Here is a 14,960-nt window from a genome sequence, read left to right on the forward strand (position 1 = left end):
CCCCATCAAGAAGGCTGGCCGGTGATTTTATGGAGTGCATACCCTTTTTCTTTCCAGATATAAAAAATCCCCTGTTTAAAGGATTGAAACGTTTTTACATTCAGTGTATATCCCTGATGAATGATATGCTGCACAAGCTTTGGGTTCATCCCCGCAAAGATGGATTCGGTCCCAATAAGCCGCAGGCCTTCTGCAATTTGGTTAAGATGAAACGCAATGGTTTCATCGAACGTCTCGCTAATGCCTGTAAAGTCGAAGATCATGTATTCAGCTCTCCGCTCGGCGGCTTCCCTCAGGATCTTCTCTTTCATTTTTTCCATTCTTTCTTCAGTCAGTGTTCCAGTCAGAGCGATCAAAAGAGCGGAGTCGAGTGCAGTCCCGATGATGGGCGTATACATTTCCTCAAGCAGCGCTTTTCCCTCTTCTATCACATTTTCATATTCTGTGACATCACGCCATGTCAGGACAAATCCTGTCTGTTCTCCTTGAAGGTTGGTCAGTTTGTCCACAACGATCTTAGCTGTGAACCGGTTAAACAGCCTGATCTGGGCACTGTGAGGAAACGGACCGTTTTTAAGAATGTCATTTTGCTTTTTCCCATGAAAGTGCCGGATATCAAATCCGATGAATGCTTCCGGATCAGCCATTCCGGCAAGCGGCCCCACTTTTGAAAGAATCTCTTTTGCCGCATGATTTATCCAGATAATGCGGTACTCATCATCTGCAAAAATTAGCCCTTCCCCTATCCGGTCCAGCAGAGAATAAACATTCATATCCTCTAAAATCGATGAACTCATTTTCACTTGCCTCTTCCCCCTAGAAGACTATTTTTCTGTATGTATTCACAATTATATCCTTTTCCACCATTTTGAAAAGAATAAACGTGCCGAGGGGTCAGTCCCGCTGTGCGTTAACACACAGCGGGACTGACCCCTCTTTCACCTTTTTTATCCTTTTCCAGCCTGGAAGCTCGGGTATTTTGTCATTCCGCCGTCTGCATAAAGGGTGATTCCTGTTACGTAGCTTGCCTCCGATGAAGCAAGAAAGGCTACACACGCTGCGATTTCTTCCGGTTTGCCGATGTATCCCATTGGGATGAGGTCAATGACATCTTTTTTGATCTCGGGATCTGCAAATTTTTCGGCATTGATTGGTGTATCTATCGCTCCCGGCGCAATATTGTTGACGCGGATGCCGGATGAAGCGTATTCGAGTGCCAGGGTTTCAGTCAGAAGCTTAATTCCGCCTTTGCTTGCTGCATAGTGGGCAAAATGAGGCCAGGGAATCTGCTGATGCACTGATGACATATTGATGACAGACCCTTTAATATTGTGATCAAGCATATGCCTGATTGCTTCTCTGCTTCCTAAAAAACAGCCTGTCAAATTTGTCTGTATAACTTTATTCCAGTTTTCAAGACTCAGTTCTTCGGTGGGAATCTCTGCTTGGATTCCGGCGTTATTGACCATAATATCAAGTGTGCCGTAAGTATCGACGGCAAACTGTACAATACGCTTCACATCATGCTCCTGTGAGACATCACCCTGAATTTTCGAAGCTTCGCCTCCGTTTGCCTTGATCTCTTCGATGACAAGGTCTGGCTTATCGTCCTCTGTTAAGTAGTTGACAACGACTTTTACGCCCTCTTTTGCAAAGCGCTGTGCAATGGCTTTTCCAAGTCCGGATGATGCTCCGGTAACAGCAGCCACTTTCCCTTTTAAGCTTTCATACATTCTGCATTCCTCCATTTACCGTTTTGTATAGCCAAGCAGCACTCCGCCTCCGATAATCAGCACGCAGCCGATAATGACAAGCACAATCTGCTTTTTCGTCTTTTTTTCACCAAGCAGAAAGATTCCGCCAAGTGTGGAAATGATGATTCCTGTCTGGGATAAAGAAAAGCTTGTGGCCACTCCAATTTTCGGAAGGGAGAGCAGCAGCCCCAGGTTACCTGCAGCCCACATCAATCCTGTCAGAATGTTCCGCAGCGCATATTTATCAAACGGCTTGTGTCTCGCTGTTAGAATAATGGCTGCAAGCACCATCCCGATCGCCTGCGGCAAAATGGCTGCCCAGCCGTCAATCTCAAAATAACGGATGATGATGACGTAGCCAATATACCCGATTGACGAAATGAACAGAATGAATAGTCCCCGCTTCAGACTCTTGCCGGCCCCTTGTTCATCCTTCTGTCCAATGGAGGTAAATACTACTCCTGTAATGATCAGGAGGATAGCAAGGCTTCCAAGGATAACCGTCATTTTAGTGTCCCATTCTTTAAAGAGCAGAACGCCGAACAGTGTCGTCCCCAGGAGCTGCATGCCTGTTGAGATCGGCACGGTTTTGGATACGCCGATATGCTTGACACTGGCAAGCTGATTCAGCTGCCCGACCGTCCAGAAAATACCCGAGACAATTCCAATCGACCAGACAACCGGAGTGAGATCAGGATTTGAAAAAAAGAACATAACAATGGAAAATAAAAACGCTCCTATTGTAATACCAAGTGTTTGGCTGTATGCATTACCGCCGAGCTTGACACTCACAAGGACAAGACTTCCCCACGCAACAGCGGGAATTAAAGCAAGCAATATTCCAATCATGATGATAATCCTTTCTACTATGTAGTCGTGCTGCTATTTGGACATTTGAAAGTATTATTTCCCCTTATGCGGAAAATATCACCGCCTGCCTTAGTTCATTCCACTAATAAGAAAAAATGAAACAGCAGGTTTATAGATCACGCCGTTTTTTTATACTGGATAAAAAGGAGGGTCAAATGTGGAAGATGTTTTTGCTGAATATGGTGTGTGGGACCTCTATCTTAGAGACAGATACCCTCTTGAAGAATCAGGGATTTTCAAGGATGCTGATGCAGATGAGCTCAGAGGTTTTTTTGAAACGTTTGAGTACGATTCATATGAACAGTTTTCAACCCTCTTTCCGCTCTATTTATTTCTCAAAAAGAAGAACCGGCACTTTTGGTAAAATGCCGGTTCTTTTTTTTTAGAATCTTTGCGTTGATCATTTGTTTTGCTCAGATTTGCAAATCTCCAGTGGACTGAAGCGGAAGGCACTTGACTCCTTGTCCAGCTGCAGCGCCCAACTCCTCTGTCAGAACAAAATCCCCCAAAAAGTCAAACCCGGACTTTTCGGGTGATTTCTTATCTGACTGCCGGAGCAAAACGGGCGCTTCCGCTTTTCTAAGGGATGAAGAGGGCACTGAAGATCCCGCAAGCGCAGCGAGGAAGTTCAGGCACTCCCCGCGGAAAGCAAGTGACTGGAGCGCAGGGGAACGGGTACAAACTCAAAAATCCCGAACCATATTTATTGTAAATTTTGAATTTTTGATATATTATTCTATTTGTAACCGCTTACAAAATAGCAGGTATTGACCTGTATCTTGTTCGCGGGTCTTCAGCACGATTTTCTACATAGGTTTTCACCACAAATATTTAGGAGGCTGATGAAATGAGTCAAGCTACACTGAAGGCTGGAGAAAAACTGGAGAAATTTCTGCAGGGAAAGAAAAAACTGTTTATTAACGGGGAATTTGTAGAAAGCATTTCTAAAAAGACATTTAATACACCTAACCCTGCGACCGGAGAAACGCTCGCTTCCGTGTACGAAGGGGATAAAGCCGACATTGATCTTGCTGTTAAAGCCGCAAGAAGAGCATTTGACAGCGGTCCATGGTCAAAAATGAGCGCGGCTGAGCGCAGCAGATTGATGTACAAGCTTGCTGATCTGATGGAAGCCAATAAAGAAGAACTGGCACAGCTTGAAACATTAGATAACGGAAAACCGATTAATGAAACAACTAACGCTGATGTTCCGCTAGCGATTGAGCATATGCGCTATTATGCCGGCTGGTCAACAAAAATTGTCGGACAGACGATTCCTGTCAGCGGACAATATTTCAACTATACAAGACATGAAGCATTAGGGGTTGTCGGACAGATCATCCCGTGGAATTTCCCTCTGCTCATGGCGATGTGGAAGCTTGGTGCTGCTCTTGCAACGGGCTGTACAGTGGTCCTGAAGCCTGCTGAACAAACACCTCTTTCTGCCCTGTATCTGGCAGAGCTCATAGCAGAAGCCGGTTTCCCTGAAGGTGTTGTAAATATCGTACCTGGATTCGGCGAGACGGCAGGAGATGCCCTTGTCATGCATCCTGATGTTGACAAGATTGCTTTCACAGGATCAACACCTGTCGGAAAAATGATTATGGAAAAAGCGGCAAAATCGTTAAAGCGCGTTACACTTGAGCTTGGAGGGAAATCTCCAAACATCATTCTTCCGGATGCTGACCTGTCAGCAGCGGTCCCAGGTGCGCTTACTGGAGTCATGTTTAACCAGGGGCAAGTCTGTTGCGCAGGCTCCCGCGTCTTCATTCAGAAAAAGCATTATGATAATGTCGTGGCAGACATGGTGTCGCACGCTAAAAACATCCGTCAGGGAGCAGGAATTGAACCGGAAACACAAATCGGGCCGCTCGTTTCTGACGAGCAGCAAAACCGCGTGCTGAACTACATCCAGCGCGGAGTCGAAGAAGGAGCGGAAATCCTGACCGGCGGAAGCTCTCCATCCGAAAATGGATACTTTGTATCCCCAACAATCTTCTCTGCCGTGAAAGATGAAATGACGATTGCAAGAGAAGAGATCTTCGGACCGGTTATCGCCGCTATGCCTTATGATGATCTTGATGAAGTGATCAACCGCGCCAACCAGAGCGAATACGGCCTTGCAGCAGGACTCTGGACCCGCGACATTGCAAACGCGCATTATGTGGCAGGCAAACTGAAAGCCGGAACGGTCTGGGTTAACTGCTACAACGCATTTGATGCCGCTTCTCCTTTTGGAGGCTACAAGCAATCCGGTCTTGGACGGGAAATGGGCTCGTATGCGCTCGATAACTATACGGAAGTAAAGAGTGTCTGGATCAATCTGCAGCGTTAAATGCTGGTATCCTCGCCTGCCCGCTTGAGGTCTTATCGCCTCGGCGGGCAGGTTTTTTATTTTGGAAACACGCTAAAAGCCATTAAAAAAACACCGCCTGATGGAGCCAGACGATGCTGCTGCTTACTTTTCCTCGAAATAATCTTTGTAAAAACCGCTTACTTTCCCATTATTGTCGATCACAAAATAAAATTCTTCTGTTTCATTTTTCACTTCATATGTATTTCCCGCCGTTAACACCCTGTTGACCATATACTTCTCGGCGTTTGTGTGTTTGCACGTAACCGTTTTGATTGTTTCTCTGTTAAGCCAGTCCTGATGAATCATCCGTGATTCTCCTTTGCGCATTTTGACCTCATTATACTATAGAAATGTAAGTGCCGCCACCCGCTGATTCATAACCTTCGCTCTCCGCGAATAGGCTGGTGAAGATGAGGTGAAACATGTGAACCTATTAAAACGGACTGACGAGGAAGTGCAAAAGCGGATTTCAGAGCTCAGAGGCGTTCAAAGGCCGGATGGTTCCTTTCGCTTCTGCTTTGAGGGCGGACCTATGACTGATGCGTTTATGATCATTACGCTCAGATCCCTTGGAGATCAGGATCAACAGCTGATTGAAAAACTTGTCCTGAGGCTAATAAGCATGCAGTCTTATGACGGGGTATGGAGACTGTATGAGGATGAAAAGAACGGAAATCTGACAGCAACTGTTCAGGCCTATACGGCGCTGATTATTTCAGGACACTTCACCGCTGCAAGCCCTCAACTTCAGCGTGCAGAAGCATTTATTCTCGCAAATGGCGGACTGTCTGACGTACATTTTATGACAAAATGGATGCTTGCCGTTAACGGACTTTATCCATGGCCGAAACATTTCAGATTTCCATTGTCTTACTTGCTGCTCCCGGCATCTTCCCCCTTAAGTATGTATCAGCTAAGTTCCTACGCAAGAATCCATTTTATGCCGATGATACTCGCCATGAATAAAAAGTATATCCATAAGGGACTTGGAACAGCTGACTTTTCACACCTTTATGCATCTAAACCCAAATCAATCGACTGGCTGTCCCTGCACCGTGATGTGCGATCAGGCCCAAACCTTTTCTTGCAGACGATACGCTCCCTTGCAGCCTTTCCTGCCTATCTTCATAAATCTGGATATCAGGCAGCAGAAAGATACATCCTCGACCGGGTTGAAGCAGACGGAACACTTTTCAGCTATGCAAGCGCCACGTTTTTTATGATCTACGGATTACTCGCTTTGGATTATAGTGAACAATCATCGCAAATCCAGCGTGCCCTATCAGGATTAAAATCGCTAATCTATAAAAAGGACGATCTTGCCACTCTTGAAAACTCGACATCCACTCTGTGGGACACAGCCCTTCTGAACTACAGCCTTCAATCAGCAGGTCTCAGCTGTCATGACCCGATGATTGCGGCGGCTTCTGCCTATTTGCTGAAAAGGCAGCACATCAAAAAAGCTGACTGGGCGGTTCATAATCCCAGCAAAGAAGCTGGCGGCTGGGGATTTTCAGACATCAACACAAATCATCCGGATAATGATGATACAGCTGCAGCTCTTCGGGCGTTAACACCTGCAGCAATGTATGATCCCCTCATTTTTTCCAGTTGGAACAGAGGAACATCCTGGCTGCTTTCCATGCAGAACCGTGACGGCGGGTTTTCTGCTTTTGAAAAGAATACGGGCAGTGCCCTGGCAGCTATGCTTCCTCTTGAAAATGCAGCTGATGCTGCAGCCGATCCTTCTACGGCAGACCTCACAGGGCGCGTAATTGAATATTTTGGAACCTTTGCAGGACTTAGAAAAAATCATCCTTCAGTAAAAGCTGCGGTCGGCTGGCTCAAAAGCAATCAGGAAAAAGACGGTTCCTGGTATGGCCGCTGGGGAGTCTGCTACATTTACGGGACGTGGGCAGCCATTACAGGAATGAGAGCTGCAGGTGTATCTACTAAAAACGAGTCTATTCAGAAGGCCGCAAACTGGCTGCTGAGCATCCAAAACAGAGATGGCGGATTTGGTGAATCCTGCAGAAGCTGCGAGGTAAAATCCTATGTGCCTCTTGGGTACAGCACACCGTCTCAAACAGCGTGGGCGCTTGATGCCCTTCTCACCGTTCTTGATAAAGAGCATGAGGCTGTTCAGCTTGCCGTTAACCGGCTGCTGCAGCCATTTGATCAAAAATGCGATGAATATCCTACCGGCATCGGTCTGCCAAAACAATTTTACATTCGCTATCACAGCTATGGCAGAATTTTTCCGCTGCTTGCTTTAAGTCGTTACCTGAAAATGAAGTAAAAAAGGAGCCTTTTCCTCAAGGCTCCCAATTTCTATATTCAATATAGGCTGGTGACGCTGTAAGACTTCACTTAATTGCTGGATTAATCCGTTTTCTTAAATGATAAACCGGCCTCTTTCAATGCGCCGCTTAACTTTGGGATTGAACTGGGACCGACTCCATGCAGCTTCAAGATATCCGGTTCACTATACTCTGACAGGCGCTCAAGTGAAGTAATACTGTTGCGTTCAAGAGCTCTCCTGGCAGGTGCACTTATCTTTGAAAGAAAATCACTTTCAATCTCTCTTTCTGATTCACATTTAGGGCAAGTTGGACAATCCGAGCTTTTAAAATAATTGTGGCCCTTTTTACAAGTCCTCAATGTTTTATCCGCCATCGTCATTGACCTCCATTTCACGAGAATCCTTTATTACCGGTTCAATCCTGTTAAAAGAAATCATTAAAAAACGCTTTTCTGTCCGGAATCAGCCGTTCGAGACGGGCTATTGCCTCTTCACTGCCTTCCATTTCCCCAATTTCATAAAGATCCGACGGCCGCATATATCCAAATAAGGCTGCTGTCAGCGCATTAATGGAAAGGCTGATTTCGCCCTTATCAGCGTCTGTTTTCGTCACGTTTCCATCAGTAATCTCATACGTCCCATTGTTCCAGGGAGCATATTCATCCTTGATCGTGAGGACCGTTCGTTCTTGTGATGCAAATTCATAGTTTCTTAAAAAGGCTGCTGCATCTACAATTCTCGCCATAAAGTAAGGAGTCACTTCTGCTTTAATTCTTGGCTCTTTAAGTGAATAGAAAAGAGGATCACTTTCAAACGTAGTGATTTCAAGGTCTTTGATCATCGAATCATGCTGGCAGATGAAATTCCATAACCCTGTTCTCGCTGAAGGTGTCAGCGGAACAAATTCTTCCACAGTCATCTTGGAATCTTTCACTGCATATAGGAGATACCCTTCTGCCGCACCGTTTTCATTGTAATAGACTGCTGCATAGGTATCGTCGCTGTATATGGATTGCTGCCACCATCTTGTCTCCCTTTTCAGCATGCCAGTAAATCTCGAGGCGAACTGATCATAAACCTTCTCAATTTCTTCGGAATGGCCATCCTTTCCGGCATGACGCTTTACAGTTCCAAGATCCTGTTTTTTCATGACAAGACTCTCGGATTTTAAAGATGCTTTTAAATAGCTGCTGAAAAGTTCCCACCCGTATTTCCGGTAAAAAGGAACGGAAAAGGGATGAAGCATGGAAATCGTATAGCCTTCATTTTTCATCGTCTCCAATAGGTCCGTCAGCATTTCCCGGACAAACCCGCTTCTGCGGTATTCAGGATATGTCGCTACACCGGCGACTCCGCCCATTTTTAATGTCCGTCCTCCGATATACACCTCTAAAGGCAGCAAATGAAGCTTTGCTGCAAGCTCTTCTCCTGAAAAAACACCATACAGCTGATGATGTTTATCCATCAAATCCAGCCGTTCTTCCACCTTCTCCTCAGGTACTTTGTACTGAAAAGCATATTCTGATAATTTCATTGCTTCTTTGTAATGCTCTTTTGTCAGCTTCACGACTGTCATCTTGATAGTCCCCTCTTTCATGATCGGATAAATCCGCCTTCTGAATGGATCGTCTGGCCGGTGACCCACTCGCTTTGCTCACTTGCCAAAAAGGCAATAAGCCTTGCAGCATCCTGTGGCTTACCAATTCTCCCTGCCGGGAATTTCAAAAGCAGAGAAGCCTTTATTTCATCAGTCATCCACCCTGTATCTGTCGGACCGGGATTCACGGCATTGACTGTAATCCCCTTATGGCCGATTTCAGCCGCCAGCGTTTTTGTCATGTCAGGTATACACGCTTTTGTTGCAGCATAAGCAAGCTCACCCGGCATCGGGCCAAGCGACTGTCCGGAAGTGAGGGTGATCACTCTTCCTCCCCGTCCCCTTGTAAATCGCCGCGCAAACTCGGTGCTAAGCATGATTGGGGCCCGCACATTTAGGAGATAGTGACGATCCAGAATAGCTGATGTAAGTGTTTCTGCATCGCTGAAGACAGAGTATGCTGCATTATTAATAAGAATGGCTGCCTCGCCAAGCGTTCTCTCCGCCTCGTCAAACAGCATGGAAAAAGAAGCTGCATCTGTTAAATCAAGCTCCATGCTGGCGCAGCGGACTCCCTTTTGAAAAATGCTCTCTTCCAGTTTTTCTATGTCTTCCTTTAATGAGCCCCATGGCTGCTCGGAATCATAAGGTCTGTAATAAGTAAAAAAGATATCAATGCCTGCCTCAGCAAGCTCCAGGCATATGGCTGCCCCGATTCCTGATTGTCTGCTTGCTCCGGTCACAATCGCCATTTTTCTGCTAGTCATTCATTCACCTGCTTTTAGAGATGCTGATTCAAGAAATCAGCAATTGCTTTGTATACAAGAATCTCATTTTCTTTTTTTGAAAATCCATGCCCCTCGTCTTCAAGCACGATATAGTCTGTTTTTCTTCCTTTTTGCCGCAATGCCTCTACAATCTTATCAGACTCTGCTTTCACAACACGGGGATCGTTTGCCCCTTGAATCACGAGCATAGGCTTTGTCATGCCGTCAATATGGGTAATCGGTGAAAATTCGATCAGTTTTTCACGGTCGCGTTCAGGATTGCCTACCCACTGATCCATTGCAGGCTTCCAGAATTCCGGTACACTCTCAATAAACGAAAAAAGATCGCTCGGCCCGAAAATATCGACTACCGCTTTGAAGTAGTCAGAGTGACGTCCGTGCAGCAGCAGAGCCATATAGCCGCCGTAGCTTCCGCCCATCAGAAAGATTTTTTCTTTATCAGCAAGCCCTTCCCCGATCAGCCAGTCAATTCCGGCTGTCATGTCAAATCGCGGCCCATTCCCCCAGTCTCCTTCGACCAGTTTTGAAAATGACAGTCCGTATCGTGTTGATCCTCTGAAATTGGGAGCAAAAATGCTGTAGCCGCTTTTCAGAAGATATTGAAATAAAGCCCTGAACGCATTGGTCTCAGCAGATTGAGGACCGCCATGAGGCCAGATAATCATATGGTGGTTGCTTACATCCGCATGTGCCCTATAAAGAGAGGCTTCAATCGTCATGCCGTCAAAGGAAGAATAGGTAACCGTTTCCGGGTTCACCAAATCCTCCGGTGAGAGTCCTTGAACACCATGATTTGTTATTTGGTGCCATGAGTGGGACGGCGTTCTGCTGAAGATATTCAGCGGTATAATAGCAGACTGTCCAAGGAGGAACAGCTTGCCTTCCTTTGTGATTTGCAGTTTGCTGATGCGGTCGGCAGGCACATCAAGCTGCTCATAGGACTGATCTGACAAATCAAAGCAACAGAGCTCATCTTTGACGCCTTTTTCTGCAACGATATAAAACTTACCGGTAAAAGAATCATATTTCAGAGTACTGAAGTCTTTCCCTTCAAGCTGCAGAACCTTCGTAAAACTCTTAGTCGGAAGGTGAAATTTGGCCAGATAGGAAAAGTCTGATTCGTAGTTCGTCAGAAAATAGAATTCATCCTCAGATATGTAGACAGCATCACTCTGCGTATAAGAGACTTCACTTTCCGGTGCAGCGAGTATGTCTTCTCCGTCTTTTCTGACATAGAGGAGAGATGACGTATTGCTGAAATTTTTAATAAAGACAAAGCTTGTTTCTTGCGGTGATACAGCTTGCAAATAAATTGGCGCATCTGTGCCCTTATGCATCAGTTCCTCTTTTTCACTTTCGATTTCATAGCGGTATACTGCAAGGTTTGTTTCATGGCCATTTTTAGTTGAAGTGTAATACAGCGATTTTTCGTCCTTTGAAAAAAACGGCTGCATATGGCGTTCTCCTTCGGCAAGGCGCAGCGGAATCTGCGCACCTCCCTTTTTTGACAAGGCATAAAGCTGCGTATTTTCGTCCCCGTCCCTGTCAAAGCCTCCAAGGATAAATTCCGCCCGGCTGTTATAAGCAAGGCTCCCGCATGCCTGGTTCACAGTTGTAAGAGGATATGGATATTGGTTTGGAAGATCCATCGCCCACAGATTGTAATGGCCTCCAATATTTGTACTGAACACAAGCTGATTGCCATCTGGCGAAACGATGAAATCCTGAATGGAAAGCACGTTCAAAAATTGCTCAACATCCGACTGTTTAAAAGTAATCATTATGTACACCCCTTAAAAAATCATTTCATGTTCTTATTCGACAAAAAGGAATAAATTCCTCCATCGCATTAGTGAACGATAATTTTGTTATGTAAACCTTCAGGCAGACTAAAAGGCCCTTTCCAGGACCTTATTTTTCCTTCGTTTGAATAAATCGTAACCCAGTCTGCAAATTGGAAAATGTTTGGATGCTGTCCATTGAAACACCGAGATTGATGAGCGTCTGGGCGATCTCAGGCCTGATCCCGACAATCATGCACTGTGCACCGAGGAGTTTTACCGCTTCAGCTGCCTGAATCAGATGATTCGCCACATATGTATCAACAACGGGAACCCCTGTTATCTCCATAATGACGTAACGGCATTGATAGGTTTTCACACTGTGGAGCAGATTTTCGATAATAACAGTAGCGCGTTCATCATGAACCGCACCGATTAACGGAAGGATGCAAACGTCTTTTGAAATAGGGATAATTGGTGCCGAAAGCTCATTAATCATGCTGTCCTGTTTTCTGTATGCTTCATGCCAGCAGTCCGTGCAAATATTCACGAGGTCGGCAATCATCGGATCAAACCAGCTGTCCGTTTTCTCATAGAGCTCATCTGCGATGGCCGAATCCTCCATTGCCTCAATAATTGTGCGTTTAAATTGCTGAATGGACGCGACCAAATACTTTAAGCACTCTTCTTCCCTGAAGTGCCTGTCAATCCACTCTTTAAAGAACTGAACAGCTTCGTTTTCCGATTGGCTGATTTGACTGAAGATGATCTGGAACGTTTTCCGCTTATCCTCTTCCGTTAAAAAATTCGGGCTCGCTACTTCACCTTCCCATCTCTGAAAAAGCAGCTCCTCGTTCCGGTTCATCATGTCAATTACTTGCTGCATATACATTCCCCCAACTTTCTTTGCTCTTGTACCGTACCCTTTGCAGCCTCTCTCTCAAACGCTATGTACAAGCTTTTTAGTAGGGAAATTCTAAATCTGTCTCGATTGTTCCTTTTATTTTCTTCAGGAAGCTGTCCCTTCCGTTCAGCCAATCTTTGAAGTCAATGGAAACAGGCTCCCTGTCTCCCCCTGCACCTATAAGGACCTGGAGTGTTTCAGGTACATATACAGCTGTATGAAGAGTTCCAGCCCAGTTGCCGTACTCTTTTTTGAATATTGCACCATCAGTACGGTTGAAAAAAGCAAAAGCTTCTCTCGGGGTCAGCGCTCTATGAAATTGCCCCTCGATTCTCTTCTTTCTTTGAATCGTTTCTTCAAGACGATTCCTGTTTTCAAAACGTTTATCACCCAATTCAAAATGATTGGTGCAGGCAAGCTTATGTCCTTTTTTAATCTCAACGCCTTTGCTTGAAGCTTCAGCAATAGCCGCATGTCCTGACGAGTCATAGAGGGAGTAATTAAATGCGTGCCGGTGAGGTATTTCTTTCAGCAGCCAAATGGCTTCTTCGGTTGATTTGCACGTATCGAGCACCATTCTTGCAATGCTGCAGCAAATATACCCGTCTCCAGGCTTCAGACGGTTCACAAAATGATAGCCGACCGCAAGACCTTTTTCATTCATACCGTCCATGCGTCCGATCATCCGTGTCGCAAACCCTATGCTTGCATAGGCGGTTTCCGGCTGCCAGATTAAAAACCTTCCTTCGTATGTTTTCGGATGATAATCGTAATTTCTCGCATATATTCCATCCTGCATCAGTGCGCTGCACCCTGACTTTTTCCAGTCTCCCTGATAGCCGCTGTATTCATGGATGACATCTGCAAGAGGCCACTCCATCCCCTCTGATAGTCCTTCAAGCTCCAGCCACAAACCCGGAGCAAAAGATTCCATAAGGCGCTTTGCCTCGCTTAATTCTGTACTGTAGGACTTTGCAGATTTCACGCGTCTCTTTTTATGATTTTCTGAAAGTTTTGATCCCCTGTGTATCTTTCCCTGTTTCATTCCAAGGTCAAAATAAGTGCCTCTTCCCTGGATGATATCCACTTCAATTTTTGTCATATCGATCACTCTCCGTTTCTCTATCATGAATGATTTTAAAAGGAGAAACAAATTCTAATGAGCAGATTTAATGAAATTGTGCTCCACCGCAAGTATCATGATAGATGTACGAAAACATACGGAGGTCGAGAATAATGAATTCAAAGTATAAGCAGCTCCTTCAGCCATTTCAATTTGAGAATGGCGTTCAGTTAAAGAACCGGATTGTGATGGCTCCCATGACAAACTTTTCCTCAAACGAAGACGGAACTGTGACAAAGGAAGAAACAGATTACTACAGCCGCCGTTCAGGAGGACCTGGAATGGTCATTACTGCATGCGCATATGTGACTCCAAGCGGAAAGGGCTTCCCCGGAGAGTTTGGCAGTGACACTGACGACATGATTCCTTCTTTAAAACAGCTTGCTGCATCCATTAAAGAAAAAGGCGCAAAAGCCATCATGCAAATCTTCCACGGAGGACGAATGGTCCCCGCTGAACTGGTTCCTGGAGGAGATGTTGTCAGCGCAAGCGATGTGCCTGCAGAGCAGGGACATCCATCAGGCGAAGCGCCTGTGCCTCGTGCTTTAACAATAGATGAGATCCACTCCATCATCGATGACTTTGGAGAATCAACGCGCCGCGCCATTCAGGTAGGATTTGACGGCGTTGAAATCCATGGCGCAAATGGTTACCTGATTCAGCAGTTCGTATCGCCGCACAGCAATCGTCGCGAAGACGAATTCGGAGGTTCACTTGAGAAGAGACTTGCCTTTCCTCTTGCTGTAGTTGATTCCGTTAAAAAAGCAGCAGCCGAATTCGGGGATGAGAACTTTCTTGTAGGGTACAGATTTTCTCCGGAAGAACCGGAAACGCCTGGGATTACGATGGAAGATACTCTCGCACTTGTTGATGCCCTGAAAGAGAAGAATCTTGATTATCTTCACATCTCATTAATGGAATACTGGTCAGCTCCAAGAAGAGGAATTGATGATACCCGCTCACGTCTTGAAATTATTCAGGAACGGATTGGTGACAGTGTTCCACTAATAGGTGTCGGGTCCATTTACACTCCTGAAGATGCAGTTAAAGCGATGAATACAGGGGTACCCCTTATTGCACTAGGCAGAGAACTGATTATCGACCCTGACTGGGTACAAAAGATTGAAGAAGGCCGGGAAGATAAAATTGAAACCCGGCTTGATAAACAGGCACAAGATCGTCTTGTTGTTCCTGATCCGCTGTGGCAGGCGATAATAAACACACCGGGCTGGTTTCCTGTGAAAGAATAGAATGAACACAAAAAGAGCATCTTTTGCAGATGCTCTTTTTTGTGGAGTCTATATGGCTTTTCAGTGTTCAGGCTGATTCCGCTTTTCTGGTGTCCAGTTCCATCGCCCAACTCCTCTGCCAGAACAGAAAAGCCCAAAAGGCAAAGTGCGCCTTAGGGGCTTTTCTTTATCTGACTCCCGGAGCTAACCGGGCAATTCTACTTTTCTAGTGTCCAGCTCCATCAGCCAACTCCTC

General features: G+C 45.6%; 14 protein-coding genes. 4 read left to right on the top strand and 10 right to left on the bottom strand.

The window, feature by feature from the left end; translation table 11 throughout:
* Positions 1-5: 5 nt before the first annotated feature.
* The 3 genes from ACK1LH_RS11030 to ACK1LH_RS11040 all read right to left on the bottom strand — a co-directional run bounded on the left by ACK1LH_RS11030 (position 6) and on the right by ACK1LH_RS11040 (position 2,600).
* Positions 6-797 carry an STAS domain-containing protein gene (locus ACK1LH_RS11030; RefSeq protein WP_411333042.1) on the bottom strand — a complete coding sequence of 264 codons (792 nt, stop codon included), beginning with the start codon at positions 795-797 and terminating at the stop codon, positions 6-8.
* Between the two features lie 150 nt (positions 798-947).
* On the bottom strand, positions 948-1,733 hold the full coding sequence (locus tag ACK1LH_RS11035; protein ID WP_029280834.1) for a glucose-1-dehydrogenase: 786 nt from the start codon (positions 1,731-1,733) through the stop codon (positions 948-950).
* Between the two features lie 15 nt (positions 1,734-1,748).
* Entirely contained in the window at positions 1,749-2,600 is an 852-nt protein-coding gene (locus ACK1LH_RS11040) for a GRP family sugar transporter (RefSeq protein ID WP_411335090.1), read from the bottom strand.
* A gap of 181 nt (positions 2,601-2,781) precedes the next feature.
* On the opposite strand from ACK1LH_RS11040, the gene ACK1LH_RS11045 reads away from it, so the two are divergent.
* Entirely contained in the window at positions 2,782-2,988 is a 207-nt protein-coding gene (locus ACK1LH_RS11045) for a hypothetical protein (protein ID WP_029280832.1), read from the top strand.
* A 483-nt stretch (positions 2,989-3,471) separates the two neighbouring features.
* Positions 3,472-4,959, top strand: coding sequence for an aldehyde dehydrogenase family protein (locus ACK1LH_RS11050; protein ID WP_029280831.1), 1,488 nt, complete (start codon positions 3,472-3,474; stop codon positions 4,957-4,959).
* 123 nt (positions 4,960-5,082) lie between these two features.
* Here ACK1LH_RS11050 and ACK1LH_RS11055 read toward each other — a convergent pair whose 3' ends face one another.
* Positions 5,083-5,286 (bottom strand): DUF6501 family protein, encoded by a 204-nt coding sequence (locus ACK1LH_RS11055; protein ID WP_029280830.1) that lies wholly within the window; start codon positions 5,284-5,286, stop codon positions 5,083-5,085.
* 118 nt (positions 5,287-5,404) lie between these two features.
* On the opposite strand from ACK1LH_RS11055, the gene ACK1LH_RS11060 reads away from it, so the two are divergent.
* Positions 5,405-7,279, top strand: a complete 1,875-nt coding sequence (locus tag ACK1LH_RS11060; protein ID WP_411333045.1) for a prenyltransferase/squalene oxidase repeat-containing protein — start codon at positions 5,405-5,407, stop codon at positions 7,277-7,279.
* Between the two features lie 83 nt (positions 7,280-7,362).
* On the opposite strand, the gene ACK1LH_RS11065 is transcribed toward ACK1LH_RS11060, so the two are convergent.
* From ACK1LH_RS11065 to ACK1LH_RS11090, 6 genes are all read right to left on the bottom strand, one after another.
* On the bottom strand, positions 7,363-7,662 hold the full coding sequence (locus ACK1LH_RS11065; RefSeq protein WP_029280827.1) for an RNA polymerase alpha subunit C-terminal domain-containing protein: 300 nt from the start codon (positions 7,660-7,662) through the stop codon (positions 7,363-7,365).
* Between the two features lie 44 nt (positions 7,663-7,706).
* Positions 7,707-8,858, bottom strand: coding sequence for an enhanced intracellular survival protein Eis (gene eis / locus ACK1LH_RS11070; RefSeq protein WP_411333047.1), 1,152 nt, complete (start codon positions 8,856-8,858; stop codon positions 7,707-7,709).
* A 17-nt stretch (positions 8,859-8,875) separates the two neighbouring features.
* Entirely contained in the window at positions 8,876-9,646 is a 771-nt protein-coding gene (locus ACK1LH_RS11075) for an SDR family oxidoreductase (protein ID WP_029280825.1), read from the bottom strand.
* A 14-nt stretch (positions 9,647-9,660) separates the two neighbouring features.
* Positions 9,661-11,448, bottom strand: a complete 1,788-nt coding sequence (locus ACK1LH_RS11080; RefSeq protein WP_411333049.1) for a S9 family peptidase — start codon at positions 11,446-11,448, stop codon at positions 9,661-9,663.
* Positions 11,449-11,578: 130 nt separating this feature from the next.
* Positions 11,579-12,334, bottom strand: coding sequence for an STAS domain-containing protein (locus ACK1LH_RS11085; RefSeq protein WP_411333051.1), 756 nt, complete (start codon positions 12,332-12,334; stop codon positions 11,579-11,581).
* 76 nt (positions 12,335-12,410) lie between these two features.
* Positions 12,411-13,454, bottom strand: a complete 1,044-nt coding sequence (locus tag ACK1LH_RS11090) for a C45 family autoproteolytic acyltransferase/hydolase (RefSeq protein WP_411333052.1) — start codon at positions 13,452-13,454, stop codon at positions 12,411-12,413.
* Positions 13,455-13,588: 134 nt separating this feature from the next.
* Between ACK1LH_RS11090 and ACK1LH_RS11095 the strand changes: the two genes are divergently transcribed.
* Positions 13,589-14,725, top strand: coding sequence for an NADH-dependent flavin oxidoreductase (locus tag ACK1LH_RS11095; RefSeq protein ID WP_411333053.1), 1,137 nt, complete (start codon positions 13,589-13,591; stop codon positions 14,723-14,725).
* Positions 14,726-14,960 lie beyond the last annotated feature (235 nt).

This window comes from Metabacillus indicus, from assembly GCF_046603695.1.
Taxonomy (GTDB): domain Bacteria; phylum Bacillota; class Bacilli; order Bacillales; family Bacillaceae; genus Bacillus_P; species Bacillus_P indicus.

What these genes read in the sequence shown, in the direction of transcription:
- ACK1LH_RS11055 (WP_029280830.1), bottom strand. Translation starts at nt 5,286, where the DNA reads ATGATTCATCAGGACTGGCTTAACAGAGAAACAATCAAAACGGTTACG.
- ACK1LH_RS11090 (WP_411333052.1), bottom strand. Translation starts at nt 13,454, where the DNA reads ATGACAAAAATTGAAGTGGATATCATCCAGGGAAGAGGCACTTATTTT.
- ACK1LH_RS11085 (WP_411333051.1), bottom strand. Translation starts at nt 12,334, where the DNA reads ATGCAGCAAGTAATTGACATGATGAACCGGAACGAGGAGCTGCTTTTT.
- ACK1LH_RS11065 (WP_029280827.1), bottom strand. Translation starts at nt 7,662, where the DNA reads ATGACGATGGCGGATAAAACATTGAGGACTTGTAAAAAGGGCCACAAT.
- ACK1LH_RS11035 (WP_029280834.1), bottom strand. Translation starts at nt 1,733, where the DNA reads ATGTATGAAAGCTTAAAAGGGAAAGTGGCTGCTGTTACCGGAGCATCA.
- ACK1LH_RS11075 (WP_029280825.1), bottom strand. Translation starts at nt 9,646, where the DNA reads ATGACTAGCAGAAAAATGGCGATTGTGACCGGAGCAAGCAGACAATCA.
- ACK1LH_RS11080 (WP_411333049.1), bottom strand. Translation starts at nt 11,448, where the DNA reads ATGATTACTTTTAAACAGTCGGATGTTGAGCAATTTTTGAACGTGCTT.
- ACK1LH_RS11030 (WP_411333042.1), bottom strand. Translation starts at nt 797, where the DNA reads ATGAGTTCATCGATTTTAGAGGATATGAATGTTTATTCTCTGCTGGAC.
- eis (WP_411333047.1), bottom strand. Translation starts at nt 8,858, where the DNA reads ATGACAGTCGTGAAGCTGACAAAAGAGCATTACAAAGAAGCAATGAAA.
- ACK1LH_RS11050 (WP_029280831.1), top strand. Translation starts at nt 3,472, where the DNA reads ATGAGTCAAGCTACACTGAAGGCTGGAGAAAAACTGGAGAAATTTCTG.
- ACK1LH_RS11095 (WP_411333053.1), top strand. Translation starts at nt 13,589, where the DNA reads ATGAATTCAAAGTATAAGCAGCTCCTTCAGCCATTTCAATTTGAGAAT.